Source organism: Planomicrobium sp. CPCC 101079, from assembly GCF_007859275.1.
Taxonomy (GTDB): Bacteria; Bacillota; Bacilli; order Bacillales_A; family Planococcaceae; genus Planococcus.
Genome location: NZ_VOHC01000010.1, coordinates 22,642 through 46,408, shown reverse-complemented (window position 1 = coordinate 46,408; position 23,767 = coordinate 22,642). Strand labels below are relative to the sequence as shown.

Here is a 23,767-nt window from a genome sequence, read left to right as displayed (position 1 = left end):
ATGGTTACTCCTCTATTTGCATGCCGCGCCGTATTTTCTGGATGGCACCTTCTTGAAGTTCGTCAATGGTTTGGTTGTCTATCGCATCAAGAAATCTGCTGCCTTTTGGATGCCGGTACAAATCATTCAGCACTTCTTTCCAGTTGTTGATGTTCCAAGCCTTGATAGCACCAATAATTTGTTCGCCAAACGGTGATATCGGCAAGTCAGCCGCATTTTCCTCAAAAGCGAGACTGTGGATCCATACAAACTCCCCATCCGCTTCTACCGCTTCACGGATTGTTTCCATCAATTCAGTTTCCGGAATCTCCCTGAAGAGCTCAGCTGCTTCTGCGTCCATGCCGATAAATTCCAGCTCGACAATAGCTTCCCCGTAACGGCTGGCATACTGGGCTGCAGCTTCTCGGCATGCCTCCAGCACTTCGTTCATATGCATCATTCCGCTGCAAGAGACCGCAATGCGGTCAAATTGAATAACGGATACCGGCACAAAAGAAAGCAAGGTTTCATGTTTTGACAATGCGACATCGTAGAAGCCTTTTTGTCCTGCTTCTCCCTTATGGCGCCCTTGGATATTGCCGGAATACACAATGGACGGCTCCTGGTGCAATTCCTGCCGCATATGGATATGGCCAAGCGCCCAATAATCGTAATTTTTGGTGAGCAGCTGCTCTTTTGTAAAAGGAGCGTACACAGCGTGCGCTGTATCTCCTTCCATGCTCCCGTGCAGCATGCCAATATAGAAAGCTTCTTGCCTTTCAGCAGGCGGATAAGCTGAAATCATCGGTTCTTTAATATGGCGTTCCCCATAACTGAAACCGGTAATGACCACATCTCCATGTTCGGTTGATAGCTCTATTTGGGAAACGGCTGGCCCAAATGCATGCACATTTTCCGGCAATTCGAAACGAGTCCATTTGCCGCTTAAGTGATCATGGTTGCCATGGCTGATCACCACTGGAATTCCTGAATCCCGAAGGCGCTGCATCCCTAATTGGAACCGGTGCTGTGCACGGATGCTGCGATCCTCTCCGTCATAGATATCGCCGACGATCAGTAAAAAATCAGGCCGTTCTGCGACAGTGTAGTCAATCAGCCGGTCAAAAGCATCCAGTGTGCTGTCTTTCAACTTTTTCCACTGCTCTTTCTGCAAACCCTTCATGCCTGTAAACGGACTGCCTAAATGCAAGTCGGCCGCATGGATAAATCGAATATGCCCCATAAATAAAACCCCTTTAAAAAGCCGAATATTTGTTCTTATTTTAACATGGAAGAGGCCGAAAAAAAACCGTTAGCAGAAAACTCCTCCGCTAACGGCTTTTCCATTATTTTTTATTGCCCAATGCGATAGCTTTCCGTATATCTTTTAGCGATTGGGAAGAGCCATACATCAATACCCCGCCCCTATAGACCCTTGCCCCAAACCAGCCAAGAAGCCCGATGGTGATCAGCATAAGGGCAACCGCCAACAGCGGCTCCCATAGCGGAAGATCAAGCATGCCGACACGCAAAAACATGACCAGCGGCGTAAAGAACGGAATGAAAGATGCAACGGTCACAAATTTTGCTTCTGGTACGGAAATGCCGGAAAAGGCAATAAACGAAGCCACAATGATTAAAAACATCATCGGAAGCATCAATTGCTGCGCATCTTCGATCCGGCTAACAAGTGAACCGAGCAGCGCGGCAAGCACAGCATATAGAAAATACCCCAATAGGAAAAATAGAACGGCAAACAAGAAGGTGCTGATCTTTACTTCCGAAAAACCGAAAACACTGAAAACGCCCTCTGTCATACTCGTTCCAGCCGTTTTGATCGCCACATAGCCTGACAAGCCAAAAAGCATCATCTGCAAAATGCCGAGTGTGCCGATGCCCGCAATTTTCGCAAACATGTGCTTGACAGGAGAAACGCTTGAAATCAGAATTTCCATGACCCGGGATGATTTTTCAGTGGCCACTTCCGTGGCGATCATATTGGGGTAATAAATGACAGACATATAAATCAACATGATCAAAATGTAAACCAGCCCTCTTGCCTGGCTTAATTCTTCCTGCGATTTAGACGACTCCGATACCGCTTCCCGTTCAAATACGGCCGGCGAAAACAACTGCTGTACTTGGCTGCCATTCAAGTTCAAATTTTCAGCCGTTAAAACCGTTTGCAGTGATTGCACCGCTTGTTCAATATCGGAACCGTTTTCCATTTCATTGGCCGATTCCGAAACGTAGCGTGCCGTCAGCTGTTCTTCTTTTTCAAGCACTATGTAAGCATAGACCGTGCCATCTATGATGCCATCTTTCAATTCCTGCTCCGTCATGTCAGTGGGCATCGCTTGGACGCTGCTATCCAGCAATTCCAGCTGCTCTTGAAAACGGGAGGCCAGTTCTCCTGATGCATCCACAATATGGAGGACCGAATCTTCTTGAGGACCTTGGAACACATCTAAAATTTTCGGCAGATTTGCCATCAGAAAAAAAGAGGCACAGACAATCAGTGTAGTGATAACGAAAGATTTTGTTTTTGCTTTTGTCAGGAACGCCTGCTTGAAAATAATCCAAAAACTATGCATACACTTTTCCCACCTTTGCGATGAAAATTTCTTCGAGCGAAGGTTCTTCGATGGCAAAATGCCGCAGTGTCCCAAACTTCATCGATTCAGTTAAAAGCGTTTGCGCAGTTTTTTCATCAGCAATTTGAAACAGCGCTCCATCGCGTGTTTTCTTGTATTTCTCTACGCCCTTCACATCCATCAGCGCTGACAAGTCGCCTTCTGTTTTGATGCGGACATTTTGTTTGCCGAAAGACCGTTTCACGTCACGGATCGAGCCGGACAAAATCATTTTTCCTTTATCCAAAATGCTGATGTCATCGCACAATTCTTCAACATGGTCCATTCGGTGGCTGGAGAATACAATAGTTGCCCCTTGTTTTTGAAAGTCCAGAATGGCGCTCTTCAGCATTTCCACATTGACCGGATCAAGTCCGCTGAACGGCTCATCCAAAATCAGCAAAGATGGTTTATGCAACAGAGATGCAATAAGCTGGATTTTCTGTTGATTGCCTTTTGACAACTCCTCCACTTTTTTCAAAGCATAGTGAGGCACTTCAAACCGCTCAAGCCAATTGGCCACTTCCCGCTTCGCCTCTTTCCTCGGCATCCGGCGCAATTCCGCCAAATAAATCAGTTGGTCTTCAACTTTCATCTTTGGGTACAAACCCCGTTCTTCCGGCAAATAGCCGATTTCCGGGCTTGTCCCGTATGTAATAGGCTTTCCGTTCCAACTAACCTCTCCGTGAGTGGGATCAAGAAGCCCCAGAATCATCCGAAATGTCGTCGTTTTCCCTGCTCCGTTGGCACCCAAAAAGCCATGCATTTGGCCTCGTTCTACCCTGAGCGAAACATTGTCTACAGCTGTAAAATCCCCGAATTTTTTTGTCGCTTGTTCTACATATAAAGCCATTTAGACTCCTCCTCTCTCTTTATTTATACGGAACACCCATTAAAATGTTTCGCAATCGGAGGACATTTAAATTAAAACCGGCTATACTTAAAATGAATAAGCATTCAGAAAGGATGTTTTCAGCATGAAAACGTATAAATTAACTGCTTTTGAGCAAACCGGCAAATTGATCACGGAAGAAACGTTCACTGCTTCTACTGATGAGGAAGCACGAGACAAAGGACGGGCGCTTCTTGAAGAAAAAGATTTGTTGAACCAAACGCACCGTGTTGTTTCGCCAGCCGGAAAATTATTGCTGTTCCATTCATAAAAGACGAAAAGCATGGCAAAATGCGCCATGCTTTTAAAAGTTTTAGAGAATTATTTTCAGTATTTTTCATTTCGCTTCACTAATAAAATGAATGCTTCATCGCAAATTTTGCTGAATGTCATTTGGCTATTGCCTTAGTTAAGAAAACAGACGGTTTCATTCAAGGAGGAAGCAACGTTGTTAGTAATTTTCCGGATTTTATTTTCCATTATTTCATTAGGCCTGGCTGGTTATGGGCTAATTACACGAAATTATGAATTTCAAGCATATTTGACTTTATTTTTGGGACTCACAATGTTGATGATGGGGATACAGGAATTCCAGCAAAACAGAAAGCTGATGGGCTGGTTGTTGGTACTTGCATTTGCATTTTCACTAGTTGTATCTATTCAAAGTTTTATCTTATTATAAGGCGTTGAATGCAACTAGTTATTCTCAATCAAATGAACCGAGAAGCGTATTCGAGTTAGAATACGCTTCCTATGTTTACATAAAGTAATTACTAAGGTGAAAAGAGCCTAGAAATTTTCGTTGTTTCAGACAATCGAACCCTTTTTCTTCAAGCGACTGTTATTTTCCCGTAAATTCCGGTTTGCGTTTTTCAACAAACGCTTGGATGCCTTCAAGGTGGTCTTCCGATTTTCGCATGGCCGATTGCGCAGCCGCTTCCATTTCCAGCATCTTATCAAGTTCTCCGATTTTAAGCTGGTGCAGCGCATGTTTTGATGCTAATTTGGCCCGAAGCGGCGACATCAGCATTTCTTGCGCATATGCTTCGGCGTGTTCAAGCGCGCGCCCTTCCGCAGTCACTTCATCCACCAGTCCTTTTGCCATCGCATCATGCGCTTTCAACGTTTGCCCGGCCCAAATAATTTGTTTGGCTTTCGGGACCCCAACACGTTCTTTTAAGAAAAAATGTCCGCCGCCGTCCGGTACAAGGCCGATGCCGATAAAGTTCATCGCCAACTTGCTGCCTTCTTCCGCAATAATATAGTCACAAGCTAACGCCATGCTAAAACCAAGGCCCGCTGAAGCCCCGTGTATCGACGCAATGGTAATCTGCGGCAGTGTATAAAGCGCTTTTGCCAGACGCGACACATCTTTCATCACCACATCGATATCCATCGGACGATCGGGATCCATCATTTCCTTGATATCGCCTCCTGCTGAGAAAGCACGCCCTTCTCCCCGAATGACCAACACTTGAAGTGAGCCATCTTGAAGCAACGATTCAAAACAGTCGGCCAGTTCTTTCATCATTAAGCCGGTCATCGCATTCATCGATTTTGGCCGATTCAATACCAAGTGGCCAACACGATCTTTTTTTATTAATTGGATGGTTTCGTACATAAGAAAAAGACACCCTTTCGCAAAAATGAATTAGCATTCATCTTTACGTATTCGGTGTCTTCTTCTTGTATCCCTTTATTTAAGAGAAATTTTTACATGCTTTCGTATAAAGCTTGAACCGGTTGGATCAATACACGGTTCACTTCTTCGATCATTTGGCTCAAGCCCATTTCAGCTTCCAGCATTGCCAAGATTTTTGGGTTTTGCTGCGCTTCTTGAGCGGTTTGTTGAGCGCCCATGATTTCTTCTTCAGTGATTTCTTCACCTTGCGCTTGTTTTTGTTGAAGCGTAATTTGCAGATCACGGAAGCTCTTGAACAAGTCGTTTGCTTCATCATCTGCAGTCACTGCAGCAACTGCCTCCTGAAGTTTACCGAATTCTTCTGTTTCGCGGAATGTGCTTGCTAATTTGTTGATGTCGTCATAAATGTTTACTGCCATCATCATTCTCCTTTACATTGTATTCATCATGAGACTAAGAAGCCCTTGGAAAATTCCGATTACACCCCCAAGAACAAATCCTAATGCCGTGATCATTTTCAATTCTCTTTGTGAAATCCCCAGAACGAGTTCTTCTAAGCGTTCTAATGGGAGAGAATCGACTTGCGTTTTCACCATGCCTTCAATATCGATTTTCCGCAAGGTGTCTTCTAATTTTTCTTCTCCCTGTTGGAAGATGAACTCCGTCACAAGCGGAGTAAAATTCGTTCTTGTCCATTCTACCCCTGTTGGCCAAGTCTCAGCAAGTGTCGTGTTTAAACGCCCTTCAATATTGGCTGTTTCTTTGACATATTGTTTGACTGTATTGAGGGCCGGTTTAAAATCAAATTCCACCAGCAGCTCATCGGCTTTCCGCTCTTGAAACTTTTCCCATTCCCCGTATGCAAGCGTCACCGCAAATTCAAATGTTCGCGGGGAGTTCAGGAATTTAATGATTTCAGGCTGGATGCGGTCGACAATTGTCCGCGACTCCCCTATCAGGGAATGCAGCATATTGCCAATACGCCCGCGGGAAGCCAGAAATTCGTCCAGAAAGTTTTTGATCGTAGCCCGCCCTTCAAGAGAAGAAAAATAATCCGAACCACGGTCAATGGCATACTTTGCCCCTTGGATCAATTTCAATTCGGTTTCTTCTTTCCATTTTTCAGGCATCAATTCACCGATTGTTTTCCCTTCAATGTAATCAGCGAGCGCCAAAGCTTGGCGGTCAACCAATTCATCAAGTTTCCTTTCAACACGGACATCAATTCCGTGCTGGCCGACTCCTTCAAGCCAGCCATTAATCGTTCTCGGTGATTGGAACACTTGGACTTCCAACTGATTTTGAATCCATCTTTCTGTCTTTTGCGTCATTTCTTCATTGAAGAAACGCTTTTTGAATGTTTCCGGCGTCAATAAATGCTGGACAATGGTCCGGCCAAGTTGAGTCGACAATTCATCGCGCCGCTTTGGAATTAGCCCCGGTGTAAATGGCAAGCGCCACTTGCCAATGTACAGCGCTTTATAGGGGCGGAACAACATCTTAATAGCGATATAGTTCGTGAACCCCCCAATCAAAGCGCCAATGATCATCATAATCAGGATGGTTACAAATATATTCAACTGCTTCACTCATTTCTTTTTTCTTCTTTGTCAATCATTGCTGCTCCACCTATAATGAAGATGAACGGCAAAGGAGGAATTAGATGCTGCAACATTTTAAATTTACACCAATGTTTGAGAATCGCCAACTTCCAGGGTGGAACATTTCGTTTTTTTATAAAAACGAGCGCATCACTGGCGAGTATCACCCAGATGGCACCATCGTTTGGCTGTCAAAGCAGCCGACCCATGAAGAAGCCGTCAAAAAGATGATCCACGAGCTCATGCTCTTTCATGTATACGATTAACGCGCGGAAAAGTTCCGCGCTTTTTTGTTTGCCTTTTTATCAGGGGAGTTAAACATTTATATAGAGAAATTTTTCTATTTTATTATTTTAACTTTATAGGTTAAATAACATTATCCGTGTGTCGATATTCCGCAAAACAGCTGCGCTTTCCTGCGGGCGGGGGTCTCCGCTGTTTTACTCCATATCCCTTAATAAAACAATGGAAAATAGAATGTCATTTATCTTTTAGTAACTTTCTAAGCGCCTATGGGTCTGCGGAAGGCATTCCCAAAGCGGTTGAAGCAGTTTGTAAAAGCTAATTTCTTCAATTCAACTTTAAAAGCTTCGAAACGTGAGAATAGGGAATACATCGCTTCACCTTTAGTAATCTAGTAGCAAAAATATAAACAACAAATTCAAATAAGTTTGTCATTCCTAAATATTTACATCAATCCTAGAAGAAAGAGCGTAAGGCGGCGGAAAATCGACTGCTCCTGCATCGCTTCGCTAGCTTCATCGCAAAGGCATTAGTCACCATCGGTTGAATTAATGCCTTTCTTGCGGAAAATCCTCTACACCATGGTGCTGAACATGCTTTCCTTGCGGGCGAAGACGCAGAACACCATCGTGGATTATTACGACCAATTAAAAAAGCAACCCAACGGGAAGCCCCATCAGGTTGCGGTGATTGCCTGTGTGAATAAGTTCCTGAAAGTCGCATTTCACCTTATTCAACACGGCCTCCTCTACCAGTACGAAGCCGGCAAGGCTTCGTAACAGGAGTATAGCACATGCGCCCCTGCGAAAAAACCGGAAAGCGCAGGCTTATTTGGCCTGCCTCTTTTCAGATCACCGGTGGCTTGGCGTGCAGGCGCTCGACTCCTGCGGGACCAGCACGAGCCGAAGACCCTGGAGCGAGCACAGCGAGTGAAGCGGCTAAGGCCGTGCCCGCGGAAAGCGAGCGCCGGAACGGAAGGCCCGCTGCCTACGCTTCACTCATTCCACTCTTCTGCAAAAGAAAAAGGCTTGACTAATGATAAGAAAGCGTCCGCCTGAAGCGATTTCTTCAGTCTTTCTTCTTTAGAAGTCTACTTTTTTCTACTGCTAAGTTTTGTTTTTTGTCTTCTACAGCAACAAAAAAGGGAATGCCCCTTACCCAACAGTTTGGGTTTGGGACACTCCAGATTGAATTTGATACATTTGGTAATAGGTGCCGCCGAGTTTCATCAATTCTTCATGAGAACCGGATTCGGCAATTCTGCCGCGGTCGAGCACCAAAATGCGGTCCGCATTTTTAATGGTGGAAAGCCGGTGTGCAATGATGAATGTCGTGCGCCCTTTTTTCAATACTTCCATGGCATGCTGGATGATTTCTTCCGTTTCTGTGTCAATGTTGGAAGTCGCTTCATCCAAGATCAAAATGGCCGGATCAAACGCAAGCGCGCGGGCAAATGACACCAATTGGCGTTGGCCGGAAGAAAGCGTACTGCCTTTTTCCACGACCGGCTCGTCGATGCCCTTCGGCAAATGCTTCAAGACGCGCTCCCCGCCGACTGCAACAAGGGCATCTTCCACCATTTGGCGTGTTATGCGTTTATCCCCCAGTGTAATATTTGATTCTATTGTTCCACTGAATAAATACGGATCTTGCAGGACGATGCCCATATGTTCGCGCATCGACTGGCGGCTCATATCAGCAACATTGACGCCGTCAATCGTAATCGCACCTTCCGTCACATCATAAAAACGGAAAAGCAAATTCATAATCGAACTTTTTCCAGATCCTGTATGGCCGACTAACGCCACTGTCTCCCCTTGTTTCGCTTCAAATGAAATGTCTTTCAGTACATACTCTTCTTCCTTGTACGCAAACCAGACATTCTCAAATCGTACGTTGCCGCGGTAGCGTGGGATTTTCTCGTCGCTGACCGCTTCTCCCGTTTCATCAAGCAAACCGAATACCCGCTCTGCTGCAACAAGCGCTTTTTCAAGCTTAGCAAATTGGTTGACGATTCCGCTGATCGGATTGAACAAGCGGATGATGTAATCGACAAATGCGTACATTACCCCGACTGAAACGATTTCGCTGCCGGACAACGCTGCCCCGCCGAAATACCAAATGAACAAAATGAAAATCATCGAACGCAATACCCCTACCAAGTTGTAGGAAGCTGCAGCTTCAAGCAGCAATAGCTTTTGCTGAAACTCGAAATGCTTGTCGTTCATTTCCTCAAATTCTTCTTTCATCTGCTTTTCCCGGCGGAACGCTTGAATGATTGTCATGCCCTGGATAGATTCGTTGATCATCGCGTTCATGTCGCTCAATTTTTCACGCACTACATGATTGTAATTTGCAGCATACTTCCGATAAAACAGCATCCAAACATACAGCAGCGGAATCAAACCGAGTGTGATGATCGCCATCTGCCAGTTCAGATAAAAGAGGGCAATGTAAATGCCGCCCATGTACATGAAGCTTGTAGCAAACTGGGACAGCACCGTCACAAACAAATCCCGGATTGCTTCTGTATCGTTTGTTATGCGCGCCACAACCCTGCCTGCCGGCAAATTGTCAAAATAGCGGATCGGCAAAGTTTGCGTGTGTTCATACACGTCATTGCGCATTTTTCTGATGATGCGATTCGCTCCTTTTTGCAAGTATAAATACTGCAAATAGCGGAAAACCGCTGTGATGATCGCGGTGGCGAAAAAAACAGCCAACAACCGGGCAATCGGTTCAAAATCAACCGTTCCCACCGATCCGGAAATGTGATTGTCGATGATTTCTTTCGCGATAAGCGGTGCCGCCAGATCGGCAGCCACAGCAATCGCCAAGAGAATCATCCCTGTTATTAAAATCCCTTTAAATTGCATTGAATATTGTAATAGCCGTTTTCCTGTCCCCATTTTTACACCTCCTCGATTTGCTGTCGGAGGAATTGTTCGTTATACCAACCATGTGCCTTCAACAAATCTTTATGGGTTCCTTCTTCGATGACTTTGCCGTCATCCAATACAACAATCCAATCGGCATGCTGGACAGCTGAAAGCCGATGTGTCGTAATAATTGTTGTTTTTCCGGAACGTTCCCGCTGAATATTCTCAATGATTTTCGCTTCAGTCTTGGCATCTACCGCAGACAAGGAATCATCAAGTATAAGTATTTCCGGATTTTTAATGAGCGCCCGTGCAATGGAAATGCGTTGCTTCTGCCCGCCGGACAATGCGACTCCTTTTTCACCAACGAGTGTTTCCAGCCCGTTCGGCAGCATCTCCAAATCTTTCTCAAAATAAGACAAGCGCAGTGCATTGCGTATCTCGGCTTCTGTTGCATCAGATTTCCCGAAAAGGATATTCGCGCGGATTGTCCGCGAGAATAAGACATGGTCCTGCGGAACATAGCCGATCCAGCTGCGCAGCTGTTCTTTTGTTAAATCATTCAAGTCGATTTCATTCATTCGGATCGAACCTTCGCCAAGCGGATATTCCCGCAGCAATTGCTTCACAAATGTCGTTTTCCCACTGCCGGTTTTCCCGACGATGCCGAGTGTTTGTCCGCTGTTCAATGATAGATTGATGCCCTGCAGATTAATCGAACTCGATTGCGGATACGTAAAACTGACTTCCTGGAAGCCGATTTTTTCAGGACGGTCCGCAAATTTCGGATGCGCCGGGTCAACCACATCTTCTGTGTAGCCAAGCGTTTCGTCGACACGGTCAAGTGATGCGTTTCCACGCTGCAGTGTATTGATCAATTCGCCGATTGCGAACATTGGCCAGACAATCATCCCTAAGTAAACGTTGAATGCGACAAGGTCACCGAGTGTCATTGTGCCATCCGCTACAAGAAATGCCCCATACCCAAGACCAATCATATAGCTAACAGATGTCAGCACTTTTGTGACCGGCGTAAACAAAGCATCGATTCGTTCGACCGCCATGTTTTTTTCATAAACATCTTCCGTCATTTCAGCAAATTGCTGTTCCGACGCGCGTTCTTGAACATAAGCCCGGATAACGCGAACACCTCCGACCGATTCCAGTACGCTGTCGTTCATTTCACCGAATGCATCTTGTGCTGCTGTGTACCGTTCATGGATTTTTTTGCCCAAAATTTGGACGACAATTGCAAGAATCGGCAATGGCAGCAAAGCCCAAAACGTCAGTTCCCATGAAACGAGTACGCCCATTGCGATAATAATTGTCGCCATATACAAAGTCGAATCAACTAATGTCAATATCCCAAACCCTGCCGTTTCGGATATTGCCCTTAAATCATTGGTAGCTCGTGCCATTAGGTCGCCCGTACGGTTTTTTTCATAAAAGGTCGGCGTCATTTTTAAGAAATGGCCCATTAAGCTTGAACGCAGTTGCCGTTCAATAACGTAGGCTCCGCCAAACAGCTGGTACTGCCAAATGAAATTGATGGCATAAGCAAGTACGAGCGAGCCGGCCAGAACGGCGATGTATTGCCAGAGCAACGTGCTGGTTAATTGCCCTTCGGCGATTGAATCGATTGCAACCCCAATCAACCAAGGCGGAATAATTTCAATAATATTTGCGATAAATAATAATCCGATGGCCACCGTATAACGCAGCCAATTTTCCCTAAAAAACCATTTTAATTTCCATAAAACATCAAACATCTGTTAAACCTTCTTTCTTTTTTCCGATTTGCTAATCTCCCTCTAGCGATTCCTTGATCATAATCTTCTGTTGTTTGCTTCTGTTCATCTTCAGCATCTCCTTGGATAATTAGTTTATTTAAACAGCCAATAAGCTGATCAAACCACAAAAAAACGCATACCCGTTTTCTGGGCATGCGCTCATGAAAAAGGATCGGTGCTCAGACCTCTCCCGTTTACTTCTACTTACGAAATAAATTCAACGGCAAAAATAGGATGGCCTGACCAATGTATGGAATTCTTTTTTTGCATGTACTGTTACTTTTTTCATTGTCACGACCTCCTTTTCCTTTGAATTTGATAGGTTAAGAGTACCACCCACAATTTTGAATTGTCAACTTATTTCGGACAAATATTTATTTTCAAAAAATCCATCGATGTTTCGATGCTCTTTTGGCGGGTATTTTACTAATAGCAAATTGGATTCGAGGTGAATGGAATGTATACTAATATCCTGGTCGCCTATGATGGTTCGGACGGAAGCCGGCTGGCGTTTGAAAAAGCGCTTGAATTCAAAAAAGCCCTTCCACATATTCAGTTGTCCATTATTTATGTCAATGAAGAAGATCAGGAGTCCACTGGCTTTATGGAGGCTGGAAATGCTTCTGCTCCAGTTGTATCGGCAAGAGTTGACAGCAATTATGCACAATTTATGCCGCCTGAAATTGGGGAAAAGCGATATAAAACTCCTCACGATTTTGTGGACACCTCTGCCGAATATTCCAAGCACATGCATAATGCGATTCAGCAGCAATTGGATGCACAAGATGTGTCAGGGACTGTACTTGCTTTAGAAGGCAATGCGGCAAAAACAATTCCCGCTTTTATCGAAGAACAGAAAATCGATTTACTCCTCATTGGAAACAGCGGAAAATCCGGTTTACAGCGTTTTTTTGTAGGATCGATGAGCAAAAAACTGCTAAAAGAATCACCTTGCTCAGTATTGGTTGTAAAATAGAAAGGTCTGACCGACAAGCCAGACAATCAGTGGCTTTTCGGTCAGACCCTTTATTTTTTTGCATTTATCTAACCTTTGCATTTATATAGCCTTATGATTCAATTTCATCATTATTTTATTAGTTTAAGAGCCCCTGGAATGGGTAAAGATTACTAACAAGTAAAACTTCAAAGCGAGGAAGAAGGGGATCAGCCATGTCTAAACATACCGTTTATTTTCTATCTCCCCAACAGCAGCGTGGGCTCATGGCTGAAATTTGGGCAAATCGCCTGAAACTTCCTGATTGGGAGATAAGAAGTGCCGCGTGGGACCAAGATTCTTTTTACAGCGATACTCCAATCGAAATCATGAAGGAAATCATGCTTGATATACCCGAAGTACAGCCAAGATCCTACAACTTGGAAGAAGTAAGTGAAGCGGACTTGATTATCGCTTTGCATGACGGCGATTTTGAACAAGGAGCCATCCCATCCGACTTGCCGTCTCAGAAATTATTGCGTTGGGACATTCGGAATCCGGAATTACGGTCAACCGACTTTGTCGAACAGTGGGCCCTTTACCAGGAAATTTGCGATGAAATCGCTATCAATATTAAAAAACTTGAACCGTATTTCCGTTCCGATTATATTTAAAACCCTGTACCTTCCATCAGGTACAGGGTTTTTTGCGTCTTCTTTTATCTATAAAGAATGGCACGTACCGGGCTTCCTTCGGCTCCCTTGATTTTCAGCGGCAGCGCTGCGAGCTCATATATCCCTTCTTCCACACCATCCAGCACAATGGATTCCAAAATATAGCGTTCTTCACGGTTCATCGCTTGATGCATCACCATGTCCTTGCTTGTTTCCTGATCGACGGATGGGACATCTACACCAAGCAAGCGGATTCCATTATTTTTCAACCAAGAAGCAATCGACACGTCAAATACTGGCCAGCGCTCGGGAAATTTTGACCGGTCCTGCCAGACGCCAGTTTTAAGCAAAACCGTCTTTACGCCTGCCTCCGGCTTTTTCAAGTGATCATTCGTGATTTTTTCCATCCCCGTTACATCCATCACTTGAGCTGTGGATAGATAGATATCCAACGGCATTTCTTCTATCGTCAATCCATCATTATCGTAATGAAACGGTGCATCGATGTGCGTACCCATATGTGTACTGGTTTTGACTTCGCCGACATTGACTGAACCACTGTCTTCTTTTGTGGCCGTTAAACTATATGAGAACGGCCGGTCTCCTGGCCATTGCGGGGTTTTGTTGCTCAATTCCATTGAGATATCGATGATTTTCTTGTCCATTTATGCCACCACGTTTCGTTCATTTGTGAAATTCTTATACAACTCTTCTTGCATAATGTTTTTCAACCGGCTAACCGTTTCCTCTACATCACAGAATGAGGTGTAGAAAGCGACTGGTGCCAGACGGATAATATTCGGCGACCGAAAATCCGGAACGACGCCCGCTTGTTTCAGCGCTTTGCAAATGCGCGCTGCTTCGGGATGCGCCAGAGCAATATGGCCACCCCTGCTGTTATCTTCGTTTGGTGTTACATCCACAAATTCAGGCAGTTGCTCTTTGATCAAGTTCCGCAGCATAGCTGTCAGCTTCAGCGATTTTTCCCGAATGGCCGCCATGCCGGCTTCTTCGAACATCTCTAAGCTTCCGAGAAGCGGTGCCATGCTGAAGATATTCGGCGTTCCGATTTGATAGGCTCCTGCTCCTTCCGCTTTTGAGAAGCGGTGATCCATGTCGAATTGCTTTGCTTTATCAGAGCCGAACCAGCCCGCATGGCCAGGTTCAAGGTGATGATGGCGCTCGTGGATAAAGAGCCCTCCCGTTCCTCCCGGTCCCGAGTTCATGTATTTGTAATGGCACCAAACGGCAAAATCCACACCGTCTTTGTGCAGTTCATGCGGCAAAGCACCGATGGAATGCGCCAAATCAAACGCGGTTAAAATGCCTTTATCGTGCGCAGCTGCCGTAATGTTGCGGATCGGCAATAGTTGGCCGCTTCGATACAATACCGAAGGCAGAAAAAGAAGCGCTACATCTTCCTGCAAATGAGAGACAATATCTTCATATTCCAGCGTATATCCGTCTTTGCTCGGTATTTTTCGCATAGCTGTTTTTGGATCAAGGCCTCGGAGCCGCAAATGGCTTTCCACAGCGTAAATATCGGACGGGAAATTCAGTTCATCAACCACAATAGCAAAGCGTTCAGAGGTCGGCAGAAAAACCGTCGACAGCATTTGATGGATATTGGAAGTTATCGATCCCGTCACCATCACTTCATGTGGCTTGGCTCCAACCATAGGAGCTATCTGCAGACTCATTTCTTCTGCTAAAGTAAACCAAGGATGCGTTCCTTCCGTCCATCCATCAATGCCGAACACTTTCCAGCTGTGCATCAATTCCACCAATTTGGCTTCGGCTCGCCTGGACATTAGCCCAAGTGAGTTGCCGTCCATGTAAATGCGGCCATCCGGCTGATAAAATTCCTGTTTGAAGCGAGACAAAACATCCTTCCCGTCCAATTCGATCGCTGTTGCCATTTTCCAACCCCCATTATTGAAATGCGTAAGCTGCCGCTCCTAAGACAGCTGCTACTAGGACAACTTTCCACGGAGCCCATTTGAAATAGACTAACAATGCAAAAGATAAAATCGCGATTACAAAGTCGGCCGGAACTTGTATAGCCGAGACGAAAACCGGGTCGTACAGTGCCGCAAGCAAAATGCCGACAACTCCTGCGTTAACGCCTTTTAATGCCGCTTGGACACCCGGCTTGCTGCGGACGGTATTCCAAAAAGGCAGAATTCCTATTACCAGAAGAAATGATGGCAAAAACATTGCGACAACCGCTATAAGCACACCCAAGCCCCCGCCCATTATCTGGCCCAGATAACCTGACAATGTGAACAGCGGACCTGGCACCGCTTGAGCAGCCCCATAACCAGAAATAAACAAATCCGGAGACATCCAAACCGGTACTACCTCTCGCTCAAGCATTGGCAAGACAACATGTCCTCCGCCAAAAACGATTGAACCGACCCGGTAAAAAATATCAAAAATTGCGTAATATACCGAATCGATAACCGGCCGCAAAAGCGGCAAACCGACTAAAAGCCCAAAAAACAGAGCCCAAGCAGCCATACCGGTTTTTTTGCTGACAGCCAAAGCTAGCCTTATTGTATCTGGTGCTTTTTCCTTCCGGTACAGAACATAACCGATAATGCCGGCTAGAATAATAATGGCGATCTGAGCCCATGCTGTAGGAACCAATAAAATGGCGGATGCGGCGCCTACTGCTATTGCCACTCGCGGTTTGTCCGGTGCCAGTGATTTTCCCATTCCCAATAATGCATGGGCCACTACGGCTACAGCTACAATTTTCAAGCCTTGAAGCCAGCCGCTATCGAACGACCCATTGGTAATCAGCAACGCGAAGAGCATTAAAAGTATGACGGACGGCATTGTAAATCCGAACCATGAAAGAAACCCGCCGAACAAGCCTCCTCTCAGTATCCCGATGGAAATCCCGACTTGTGAACTGGCTGGGCCGGGCAGGAATTGGCATAGCGCCACTAAATCAGCATACGCTTTATCATCCAGCCATTTCCGCTTTGCGACATATTCTTCCCTGAAATAGCCAAGATGAGCGGTTGGACCTCCAAAAGAAGTCAAACCAAGTTTTGTTGATGCTTTTAAAATTTCGATGTATTTCTTGTTTGCCATAAGCCTCTCCTTTTCTTTGTTTTTATCTCTTTAGCATAACGGAAAACCAATGCAAATAACTATTACAGTTATATAAATTTACTAGACGAAATAATTTGTATTTTCTGTTTTTTTATCTTATGATGAAGCTAATCCACATTACCTAGCCAGCAGGAGGTGAAAACTTTGTTTCACTTTCGTTTACGGATCTGAAGCAAAGGAATTTATTGGACCTTGCCATTTATTTGATAGTGTTCGCCGTTTCAATCACCTGCGCTGCCTTTTTTTCCGCCAGTGAATTTGCTATTTCCAAATCTCGTCCTATTCATGTGAATCAGCATGCAGCCGGCAAACGGAAAATCCCTATGCCTTTTAACGTTAATGCCGACGGTTATGTGTTCGCATGCCAAATCGGAATTGCTTTGTCTGTGCTGGGACTTAGCTGGATAGCTCATGGAACGATTGAAAAATTGGTCCAGTCATTTGTGTTGGCTATGAACCTATCAAATAATACTGCCATACCACTGCTGTTCAATGTATCTTTTCTGTCGGCCACTCTTGCCATGATCTCTGTAGGAAGACTGACCACAAAAGCCGTTGCACCTGAACCAATTGTTTTATTGAACGAAAAACCGCTCTTTTGGGCATATCGGTTTTTGCTTGCTGTTCTGCAGTTTATCAAAATGCTTGCAAACCTTGTCTTTGGTTTGTTTGGAATAAGGCGATTCGTATTTGCCATTGACAGCTACGCCGAAGAAGATTTGAAAGAAAAGCTGGCAATCAGCAGCGCGACCGGCAACATCACTCCATTTAAATATGCATATGCAAGCAAGATTCTCGAATTCAATCGCCTGCTGGCTAAAGAAATCATGGTGCCGCGGACAGAAATGGCCACGGTGGAAAAAGACATGGCTGTAAAAGAAGTTTTTCGCCTTGCCGGTGTGAATCGGTTTACCCGTTATCCGGTCATTAGCGGAGATAAAGACCATATAATCGGGCTTGTAAACATGAAACGCTTGCTGACAGCTTATGCGAGAGATACTTCAATCGGTGAATTGACGGCCGCGCTGTATAGTCAACCTATTATACAAGTAATCGGCTCTATGCCAATTGGCGATCTTTTAGTGAAAATGCAGCGGGAACATATTCATATGGCTATTTTAAGGGATGAATATGGCGGCACTTGTGGGCTTGTTACGATTGAAGATATCATTGAAGAAATAGTCGGGGATATTCGCGATGAATTTGACACCGATGAAACTCCGGAAGTCCAAAAAATCGGTGAGCACCACTATATTTTTGATGCAAAGATCCGCATTGATCGTGTTAACCAATTGTTGGGGATTGACATTAGAGAGGAAGACATAGATACTATTGGAGGATGGTTTATGTCCAGAAGTTTTGATATCATTAAAGGGCAAAAAATCACTGACCAAGGCTACGAATTTCTTGTTAAAGAAAGTGATGGCCATCACATTCGATATTTGGAAGTACATAAAACGCTAAATAGTGAACATAAGATGACTTAACGAAACGGCTCTCATTTGAGGGTCGTTTCCCTTTGTTTACAAGACTTGGAGGCGGGAAACAAAAATGGAAGTATACACAAACCTCCGCAAAGGAGAAAAAGGGGCATGGCTGAGTATAGGCGCTTATATATTCCTTAGCGCGATCAAGCTTGCCTTCGGGTTTACTGGATCTTCTGAAGCATTAATAGCCGATGGATTGAATAATTTATCCGATATAATTGCCTCAGTTGCAGTTCTAGTCGGCCTCCGCATTTCGCAAAAGCCCCCAGATGAAAACCATCATTACGGCCATTTGCGTGCTGAAACCATCGCATCCCTCTTAGCATCCTTCATTATGGCCGTCATCGGCATCCAAGTATTGCTCAGCGCTGCACGCGGTTTTTTTGGACCGCCCGATGCAGCCCCTTCTCCGCTCACTGCCGGAGTTGCCTTCTTTTCGGCAATCGTCATGTACGGAGTATACCGCTATAACTTGAAGTTGAGCCAACAAATAAAAAGTGCTTCTGTTAAAGCTGCAGCTTACGATAACCGATCAGACGCCCTTGTCAGCATCGGCGCAGGAATCGGCATCATAGGAGCGATTTATGGGGCCCCCATTCTCGATACTATTACAGCGCTTATTGTGGGGTTCATTATTCTGAAAACAGCGTGGGATATTTTTAAAGAAGCAGTCTTAACGCTGACAGACGCGTTCAACGAAGAAGAAGGGGAAACGATGTCAGTGATTGTCCGAAAAGTGCCAGGCGTCCGAATCTTGCGGGAGTTCAAAGGGCGCAACCATGGAAATGTCATGTTTGTCGATTTGACCATTGCCGTTGATCCTTCTTTGAACGTGATGGAAAGCCATTGGATCACCGAAGAAATTGAACGGAAAATCCACAAAGTAAAGCCGAACTGCGTTATTCTTGTCCATATAGAACCGGACTTTACGATGCCGCTTGATGATGAAGAATAACCTTCGAATCTAAATTTTTCAATTGGCGTTTCTTCCGCCTAGTTGTCCTTCAGCCTGTCTTGAATCTCTCAAGACAGGCTTTTTTATGCTCTAAATTAAGATTGCAGTTCATGCTTGATTTAAATGGCACATGTTTATATAGTTAAGAGTGAGTTATTTATCAGAAAATTCAATTAATATTAACCTGATGCGTTCCGGGTAAATAATAGCGACAACGAAAAATTATTTTCTCGTATAAATAGCGCTAATCTGTAAAATCCAGAAGATAAGCGGGGTATGGAAAATGATAGCGATTGAAAACAATACACCTTTAAAAAAGCATATCTGGGCATTGATTCTTCTTAATGTTCTAGACGGTACACTTACATATTGGGGGCTGACATTCGGCTTCATCAACGAAGGAAATCCTTTATTACAGGAATTTTCTCCTTTTGCCATTTTCTCCATCAAACTATTATTGTCCTTTTTTCTTTTCTGTTTGCTTTTCACCCCATTTGTTTTCGTTCAATCTGGGAAATGGCGTTTTTTCCTCATTTCCACCAATATGCTTTACTCTGTCATTTTGCTGCTCCATGTAATCTGGATCAGCTTTCTGGTAATGGCCTAAGAAACAAGCTTCTTTATTGCACAAAAAAAGCATCACTTCAAGTGATGCTTTTTAAAAGCGTTTTATTTGACTGAACTTATTTTATCGGGCTGCAGTTGTAGTATGGTCATGTTTTTCTGGGAAAACATTACGGTCAAGATATTTATGGAAGAACCATTCTCCTGCGCCGATAACAATAGAAGAAATAATGGCTGGTGTGACAATGTCGACATTGCCGCCCACTAATGCATCACCCATCAACCAAATAACTAAAAAGGCAACAACAATATCGGAAATTGTAGCAATCATATTGCGTTTGTTTTGGTTTCTTGCATCGCCAGCTTTTCGGAAAATCATCAAATCTCCCATGACATAAGCTACTAAAGTAAGAACTAAGCTGATCCATAAAGTATCTGCGAAAGGTACGTCGAAAAATAAGGTCAATACAATCAAAAGGACTGCTGCGATCATGACGAACTTCATAATGAGTGCTTTAATATGGTTCATTTAACTTTCCTCCTTTGTTTTGGTGTCATTAATTTATACCCAGCTTTATTTTTTTATAATCATTTTTTAAGTATAAAATATCATTTAATTATACAAATCATCTTAGTCTTCAAAGAGCGCTTCAAGACGGACAGGCCGCTGTTCTGTCATCTCAGCCAACTCATCGATTTTACTCTGTAGAAATTCCCAGTCGGCGTCTTTCAAAGCCTCGTCATTAATGCCTTCTAGAATATAAAGCTGCGTTTTCCAAATGGTTTCATGCCTCATCTTCGGTGCAAGGGCTGCAGCTACCGTAAGCGATTCTGTCATAGAAGAAATGACTGAAATATCATTCCGGCCCTGATAAGATAATTGGTAGAAAGTCCGGTACAAGATTTCGCGATAAGAAGCGAAGCGGTAATGGATGCGATTCTGATTTCTGGTATCCGCCAATACCAGATCGTCGGTTTTTAAATGCCCCATTTCCCCTAAAAGATGCCCAAGACGTATCAAGATATCATTGGTAGTATTCGGATCCTGCCTGCCAGGTGAGATTGCGCGTATGGCAACTTCGACTATTTTCTGTATCGCATAGCCAAGATCCTGCTCAGCAGTCCGTTCGTCTCCAACCGTTAAAAATTCATCCAGCGAAAGCTTTTGGCTATCTTCCTTGTAAATGTGCATGAGCGGTTTGCCCTTATAGACATAGTCGCCGATTTTAACCAGCACCTCAATTTGAATATCATGCTTTTCTGCGATTTTCACCAAATCCACAAGATCAAGAAATTGGATATACCCCCTGCTTTTTGCTTTAAGGGTTTCCCGCTGTTTCTTGGGTTCCCAACTTGTCAAAGAAACATAATTTTCATCTTGAAGTCCAATGTATTGGGAGATTACGTCTTCTGCGTCATCAATGAGTTTATTGATCAATGTGCTGATCTGCACATTTGTAGCAACAAAATGAATATAGTAAGCAAAGGTTGCAATACTGAAAAAAACGATAAAAATACCGATAGCTGTTGTTAAAATTTCGTGGTCAAACACATCTTCCCGAATATATAAGAGCGAAAGCATATTGAAAATAAAACTAGCAACAAAAATCCCGAGAACATGCTTGGTGGACCGGCTTCTAATAAAATTCTCAGGTGCACGCGGCGAAAATTGAGAGGTGTAGGTTGTTAAAACGACCAGAACCGTTGAGAAAGTGAAAGTTGTCATGGTCAGCATGGCCGCTGTCAAAATCCCCAGTATGGTCTGGCCAACTTCTACACTTGTCAGAAATATCGAGGGGATGTAACTTTGCAAGCGTTCTACGAAATACAAATCAAAATAGAATGCCGCTAATGATAAAAGGATTGCCCCGATGCTGTATAATGCCGGGGTGATCCAAACCTTTTCTTTTAATGTGTAGGAAATCGGTTTCACATTTTATCCCCTGCTTTCATTTTTGATTTCCCTCTCCTTTCCCGTTATAGGTAACCAGCAAACTCAAAAAAAGAAGGGATCTCCTGTCCCTTCCTTTAAGATCTAGCAGATTCCGCAGATGGCTTTTTATACCGATAGCGGTATTTCTTTGACGCCTCTGACAATCATTCCTGGCCGCCACTCCAATTTGCTCTTGTCAATTTGCAATTGCATCTCGGGAAAGCGCTCCAACAAACTGGATATGGCAATCTCACCTTCTAAACGCGCTAGCGGCGCTCCAAGGCAAAAGTGAATGCCCATTCCAAAGGCAAGGTGCGGGCTTTTTTCTCGAGTGATGTCAAATGTTTCTGGATCATTGAATTTTGCAGGATCATGGTTGGCTGAATTCAAAGACACGACAACCAAGTCCCCTCTGCCTATGTTTTTTCCGGCTAACTGCAAATCCTCAGATGCCCAACGGGATGTACTGAATTCAACGGGGCCATTATAGCGCAGCGATTCCTCAAGAGCTTGTGGAATCATTTCAGGATGTTCCCGCAATAAGGTTTGCTGCTCCGGGAATTCCAGCAAAGCCAATACTGTGTTGCCGATCAAATTGACTGTCGTCTCATGGCCCGCGATAATCAGCAAAGATACGACACCGTACAATTCTTTTTCCGTCAGCCGGTCTCCCTCTTCTTCTGCAATAATCAACTGGCTGATCAAGTCATCGCCTGGATTCTCCCTGACTTTTGCAAACCACTCGCCTAAGTATTGAATAAACTGGTTCATATGCTCGAAGATACTGACGCCGATTTCACCGCTTGTTCCCTCAATCAAAGAATTTGACCAAAGACGAAATTTATCCCGGTCTTCTGCAGGTACACCAAGAATTTCACAGATGACAATAATCGGAAGCGGAAAGGCAAATTCATCAATCAAATTGATTGAATTCCTATCAGACAGAGGATCCAGCAATTCATCCGCAATTTCTTGGATATGGTCCCGCATACCTGCAATCAGTTTCGGCGTGAAAGCTTTTTGTGCAAGCCCCCGAAGCCGTTTGTGATCAGGCGGATCGGAAAACAACATATTTTGCGTAAAAACGCTCATTTGGTCCATACTTCCTCCGTACATTTTGGAGATATCTTTGATAAAACGCGGATCCTTCAATACCTCTGTCGCATCTTCAAACCGAGTAACCAACCAGCCAAGCTGGCCATCCGGAAACCTCACTTGGTGAATTGGATCTGTTTCCCGTAGATCACTATATGTCGGATAGGGATTTTGCAAAAATCCTGGTGAAAACAAAGCAGGTTTTTCTGAATTGGAACCGTTCATCGCTTCTCCTCCTTTTTTCTTTTCTATACCCGTACCTCGATGACTTTGACTCGTTCCTTTCACCCAAATTTGGGAAAAACCCCAAAATAAAAAGCCGGGTTACCGGCTTTCTTTTTAAGCGGTTATAGTCTCGGCAGCAAATAATTTTTTGGGATTTTCTAAGAACATTTTATCCAACTGTGCTTCTGTCACTCCTGCGCTTTTAAGTGCAGGCAAAATGTTCTCGAACAGATGGGTAGGATGCCAGTTGGCAACAGCCGCTTCAACAGCAGGCGGAATAACAGGCGGACGTCCTAACCACATGCTGATGGAGTCGTGCGACAGCATGATCTGATCTTCAAAGCCTTCGTTCAACAACTCCAGCAAAGTTTCGATGCGCTGCTGGTCAATAGGCGCTCCCACCATTCCTTGAAGGCCGAAACGATCAAACGCAATATTTACGCCAGTTTCCAAAGTCCGTTTATGGTAAGACGAATCCGTATTGCCGCACATATGGCCAATGACGATTCCAGCGGGATCGGCTCCAAGGCCCAGCAAAAATTGAGCTTGTTCCGGACCCATCGTGCCTTCCTGCGTATGGGTCAATAGCGTGATGCCCGTTTCTTGCTGTGCCTTTGCAGCCGCCTTAAAAAACATTTTTTCGTAATCAGTGATTTCATCCTTGCTGGAAGCCAGTTTGATGATGCCCGGTTTGATGCGGGTCGTTCCAATGCCGGCTGTAATTTCCGTTAAAAACATTTCCTCGATTTCCCGTTCTGCACTTCCAAGTGCGGCCCTGAATTTAAAATACGGAGTGGCCCCTTCTCCTTCATAATAGAAGCCGGTAGCACAGATAATTTGCAAGCCGCTTTGTTCGGAAATTTCCTTCAGCACTCCAGGATCACGTCCGCATTCGTTCGGTGTCGGATCCACTACAGTCTTGATGCCATGTCCCATAACTTTTTCCGCCGTCGCCACTCCTGCAGCTACCGCTTTTTCCCGATTGAACGGGCCAAGCGTGATATCCCCCTGGAATCCAGGATACCCAAAAATGAAATGTTCATGGATTAGCGTCTTTCCAAGCTGATCTGGAGAAATTGCACCTGTCACAGTTTCAATTTGTTTTACCATCTAGACAG

24 protein-coding genes are annotated in these 23,767 nt (G+C 44.4%); 9 read left to right on the top strand and 15 right to left on the bottom strand.

What is annotated here, in order from left to right; genetic code table 11:
• Positions 1-4 precede the first annotated feature (4 nt).
• The 3 genes from FQV28_RS04395 to FQV28_RS04385 form a co-directional block, all read right to left on the bottom strand.
• Complete coding sequence (locus FQV28_RS04395; RefSeq protein WP_146494364.1) at positions 5-1,222, bottom strand: metallophosphoesterase family protein; 1,218 nt, start codon at positions 1,220-1,222, stop codon at positions 5-7.
• Positions 1,223-1,325: 103 nt separating this feature from the next.
• Positions 1,326-2,573: an ABC transporter permease gene (locus FQV28_RS04390; protein ID WP_146494363.1), complete on the bottom strand. Its 1,248-nt coding sequence runs from the start codon at positions 2,571-2,573 to the stop codon at positions 1,326-1,328.
• A complete protein-coding gene (locus FQV28_RS04385; RefSeq protein WP_146494362.1) occupies positions 2,566-3,465 on the bottom strand; it encodes an ABC transporter ATP-binding protein in 900 nt (299 codons plus the stop codon). The genes FQV28_RS04390 and FQV28_RS04385 overlap by 8 nt, the downstream gene beginning before the upstream one ends.
• 124 nt (positions 3,466-3,589) lie before the next feature.
• Here FQV28_RS04385 and FQV28_RS04380 point away from each other — a divergent pair, with 124 nt between their 5' ends.
• Both FQV28_RS04380 and FQV28_RS04375 read left to right on the top strand, forming a co-directional pair.
• The gene (locus FQV28_RS04380; protein WP_146494361.1) at positions 3,590-3,775 is read left to right on the top strand and encodes a YhzD family protein; all 186 of its coding nucleotides are present in this window, start codon (positions 3,590-3,592) and stop codon (positions 3,773-3,775) included.
• Positions 3,776-3,952: 177 nt separating this feature from the next.
• A complete protein-coding gene (locus tag FQV28_RS04375) occupies positions 3,953-4,186 on the top strand; it encodes a YczI family protein (RefSeq protein WP_146494360.1) in 234 nt (77 codons plus the stop codon).
• A 159-nt stretch (positions 4,187-4,345) separates the two neighbouring features.
• On the opposite strand, the gene FQV28_RS04370 is transcribed toward FQV28_RS04375, so the two are convergent.
• The 3 genes from FQV28_RS04370 to FQV28_RS04360 form a co-directional block, all read right to left on the bottom strand.
• Complete coding sequence (locus FQV28_RS04370) at positions 4,346-5,125, bottom strand: enoyl-CoA hydratase (protein WP_146494359.1); 780 nt, start codon at positions 5,123-5,125, stop codon at positions 4,346-4,348.
• A gap of 92 nt (positions 5,126-5,217) precedes the next feature.
• Positions 5,218-5,565: a YlbF family regulator gene (locus tag FQV28_RS04365; protein WP_146494358.1), complete on the bottom strand. Its 348-nt coding sequence runs from the start codon at positions 5,563-5,565 to the stop codon at positions 5,218-5,220.
• 12 nt (positions 5,566-5,577) lie between these two features.
• Positions 5,578-6,735, bottom strand: coding sequence for a DUF445 domain-containing protein (locus FQV28_RS04360; RefSeq protein ID WP_370455110.1), 1,158 nt, complete (start codon positions 6,733-6,735; stop codon positions 5,578-5,580).
• Between the two features lie 74 nt (positions 6,736-6,809).
• Here FQV28_RS04360 and FQV28_RS04355 point away from each other — a divergent pair, with 74 nt between their 5' ends.
• Both FQV28_RS04355 and FQV28_RS04350 read left to right on the top strand, forming a co-directional pair.
• Positions 6,810-7,013, top strand: a complete 204-nt coding sequence (locus FQV28_RS04355; protein WP_146494357.1) for a YheE family protein — start codon at positions 6,810-6,812, stop codon at positions 7,011-7,013.
• Between the two features lie 528 nt (positions 7,014-7,541).
• Positions 7,542-7,769, top strand: a complete 228-nt coding sequence (locus FQV28_RS04350; RefSeq protein ID WP_186763778.1) for a hypothetical protein — start codon at positions 7,542-7,544, stop codon at positions 7,767-7,769.
• Positions 7,770-8,144: 375 nt separating this feature from the next.
• Here the strand turns inward: FQV28_RS04350 and FQV28_RS04345 are convergent, their stop codons facing one another.
• Positions 8,145-9,899, bottom strand: a complete 1,755-nt coding sequence (locus tag FQV28_RS04345) for an ABC transporter ATP-binding protein (protein WP_146494356.1) — start codon at positions 9,897-9,899, stop codon at positions 8,145-8,147.
• A 2-nt stretch (positions 9,900-9,901) separates the two neighbouring features.
• A complete protein-coding gene (locus FQV28_RS04340) occupies positions 9,902-11,638 on the bottom strand; it encodes an ABC transporter ATP-binding protein (protein WP_146494355.1) in 1,737 nt (578 codons plus the stop codon).
• A gap of 478 nt (positions 11,639-12,116) precedes the next feature.
• On the opposite strand from FQV28_RS04340, the gene FQV28_RS04335 reads away from it, so the two are divergent.
• Together FQV28_RS04335 and FQV28_RS04330 are read left to right on the top strand one after the other, a co-directional pair.
• The gene (locus FQV28_RS04335) at positions 12,117-12,635 is read left to right on the top strand and encodes a universal stress protein (RefSeq protein ID WP_146494354.1); all 519 of its coding nucleotides are present in this window, start codon (positions 12,117-12,119) and stop codon (positions 12,633-12,635) included.
• Between the two features lie 194 nt (positions 12,636-12,829).
• Complete coding sequence (locus FQV28_RS04330; protein WP_146494353.1) at positions 12,830-13,267, top strand: phosphatase; 438 nt, start codon at positions 12,830-12,832, stop codon at positions 13,265-13,267.
• A gap of 44 nt (positions 13,268-13,311) precedes the next feature.
• Here FQV28_RS04330 and kynB read toward each other — a convergent pair whose 3' ends face one another.
• Genes kynB through chrA form a run of 3 tightly spaced genes read right to left on the bottom strand, consistent with a single transcriptional unit; the run spans position 13,312 to position 16,369 of the window.
• Positions 13,312-13,932, bottom strand: a complete 621-nt coding sequence (kynB, locus tag FQV28_RS04325; protein WP_146494352.1) for an arylformamidase — start codon at positions 13,930-13,932, stop codon at positions 13,312-13,314.
• Positions 13,933-15,186 carry a kynureninase gene (gene kynU / locus FQV28_RS04320; RefSeq protein ID WP_146494351.1) on the bottom strand — a complete coding sequence of 418 codons (1,254 nt, stop codon included), beginning with the start codon at positions 15,184-15,186 and terminating at the stop codon, positions 13,933-13,935. It lies immediately after the preceding gene.
• Between the two features lie 13 nt (positions 15,187-15,199).
• The gene (gene chrA, locus FQV28_RS04315; RefSeq protein WP_146494350.1) at positions 15,200-16,369 is read right to left on the bottom strand and encodes a chromate efflux transporter; all 1,170 of its coding nucleotides are present in this window, start codon (positions 16,367-16,369) and stop codon (positions 15,200-15,202) included.
• Between the two features lie 230 nt (positions 16,370-16,599).
• Between chrA and FQV28_RS04310 the strand changes: the two genes are divergently transcribed.
• The 3 genes from FQV28_RS04310 to FQV28_RS04300 all read left to right on the top strand — a co-directional run bounded on the left by FQV28_RS04310 (position 16,600) and on the right by FQV28_RS04300 (position 19,439).
• Positions 16,600-17,877: a hemolysin family protein gene (locus FQV28_RS04310; protein WP_255472803.1), complete on the top strand. Its 1,278-nt coding sequence runs from the start codon at positions 16,600-16,602 to the stop codon at positions 17,875-17,877.
• Positions 17,878-17,941: 64 nt separating this feature from the next.
• A complete protein-coding gene (locus FQV28_RS04305) occupies positions 17,942-18,832 on the top strand; it encodes a cation diffusion facilitator family transporter (protein WP_146494348.1) in 891 nt (296 codons plus the stop codon).
• Positions 18,833-19,115: 283 nt separating this feature from the next.
• Positions 19,116-19,439, top strand: coding sequence for a DUF5658 family protein (locus FQV28_RS04300; RefSeq protein ID WP_146494347.1), 324 nt, complete (start codon positions 19,116-19,118; stop codon positions 19,437-19,439).
• Between the two features lie 81 nt (positions 19,440-19,520).
• Here FQV28_RS04300 and FQV28_RS04295 read toward each other — a convergent pair whose 3' ends face one another.
• From FQV28_RS04295 to FQV28_RS04280, 4 genes are all read right to left on the bottom strand, one after another.
• Complete coding sequence (locus FQV28_RS04295) at positions 19,521-19,925, bottom strand: YndM family protein (RefSeq protein ID WP_146494346.1); 405 nt, start codon at positions 19,923-19,925, stop codon at positions 19,521-19,523.
• Positions 19,926-20,027: 102 nt separating this feature from the next.
• Positions 20,028-21,329, bottom strand: coding sequence for a DUF2254 domain-containing protein (locus FQV28_RS04290; RefSeq protein ID WP_146494345.1), 1,302 nt, complete (start codon positions 21,327-21,329; stop codon positions 20,028-20,030).
• 126 nt (positions 21,330-21,455) lie between these two features.
• Positions 21,456-22,649: a cytochrome P450 family protein gene (locus FQV28_RS04285; protein WP_146494344.1), complete on the bottom strand. Its 1,194-nt coding sequence runs from the start codon at positions 22,647-22,649 to the stop codon at positions 21,456-21,458.
• A gap of 114 nt (positions 22,650-22,763) precedes the next feature.
• The gene (locus FQV28_RS04280) at positions 22,764-23,759 is read right to left on the bottom strand and encodes a phosphotriesterase family protein (RefSeq protein ID WP_146494343.1); all 996 of its coding nucleotides are present in this window, start codon (positions 23,757-23,759) and stop codon (positions 22,764-22,766) included.
• Between the last annotated feature and the right edge of the window lie 8 nt (positions 23,760-23,767).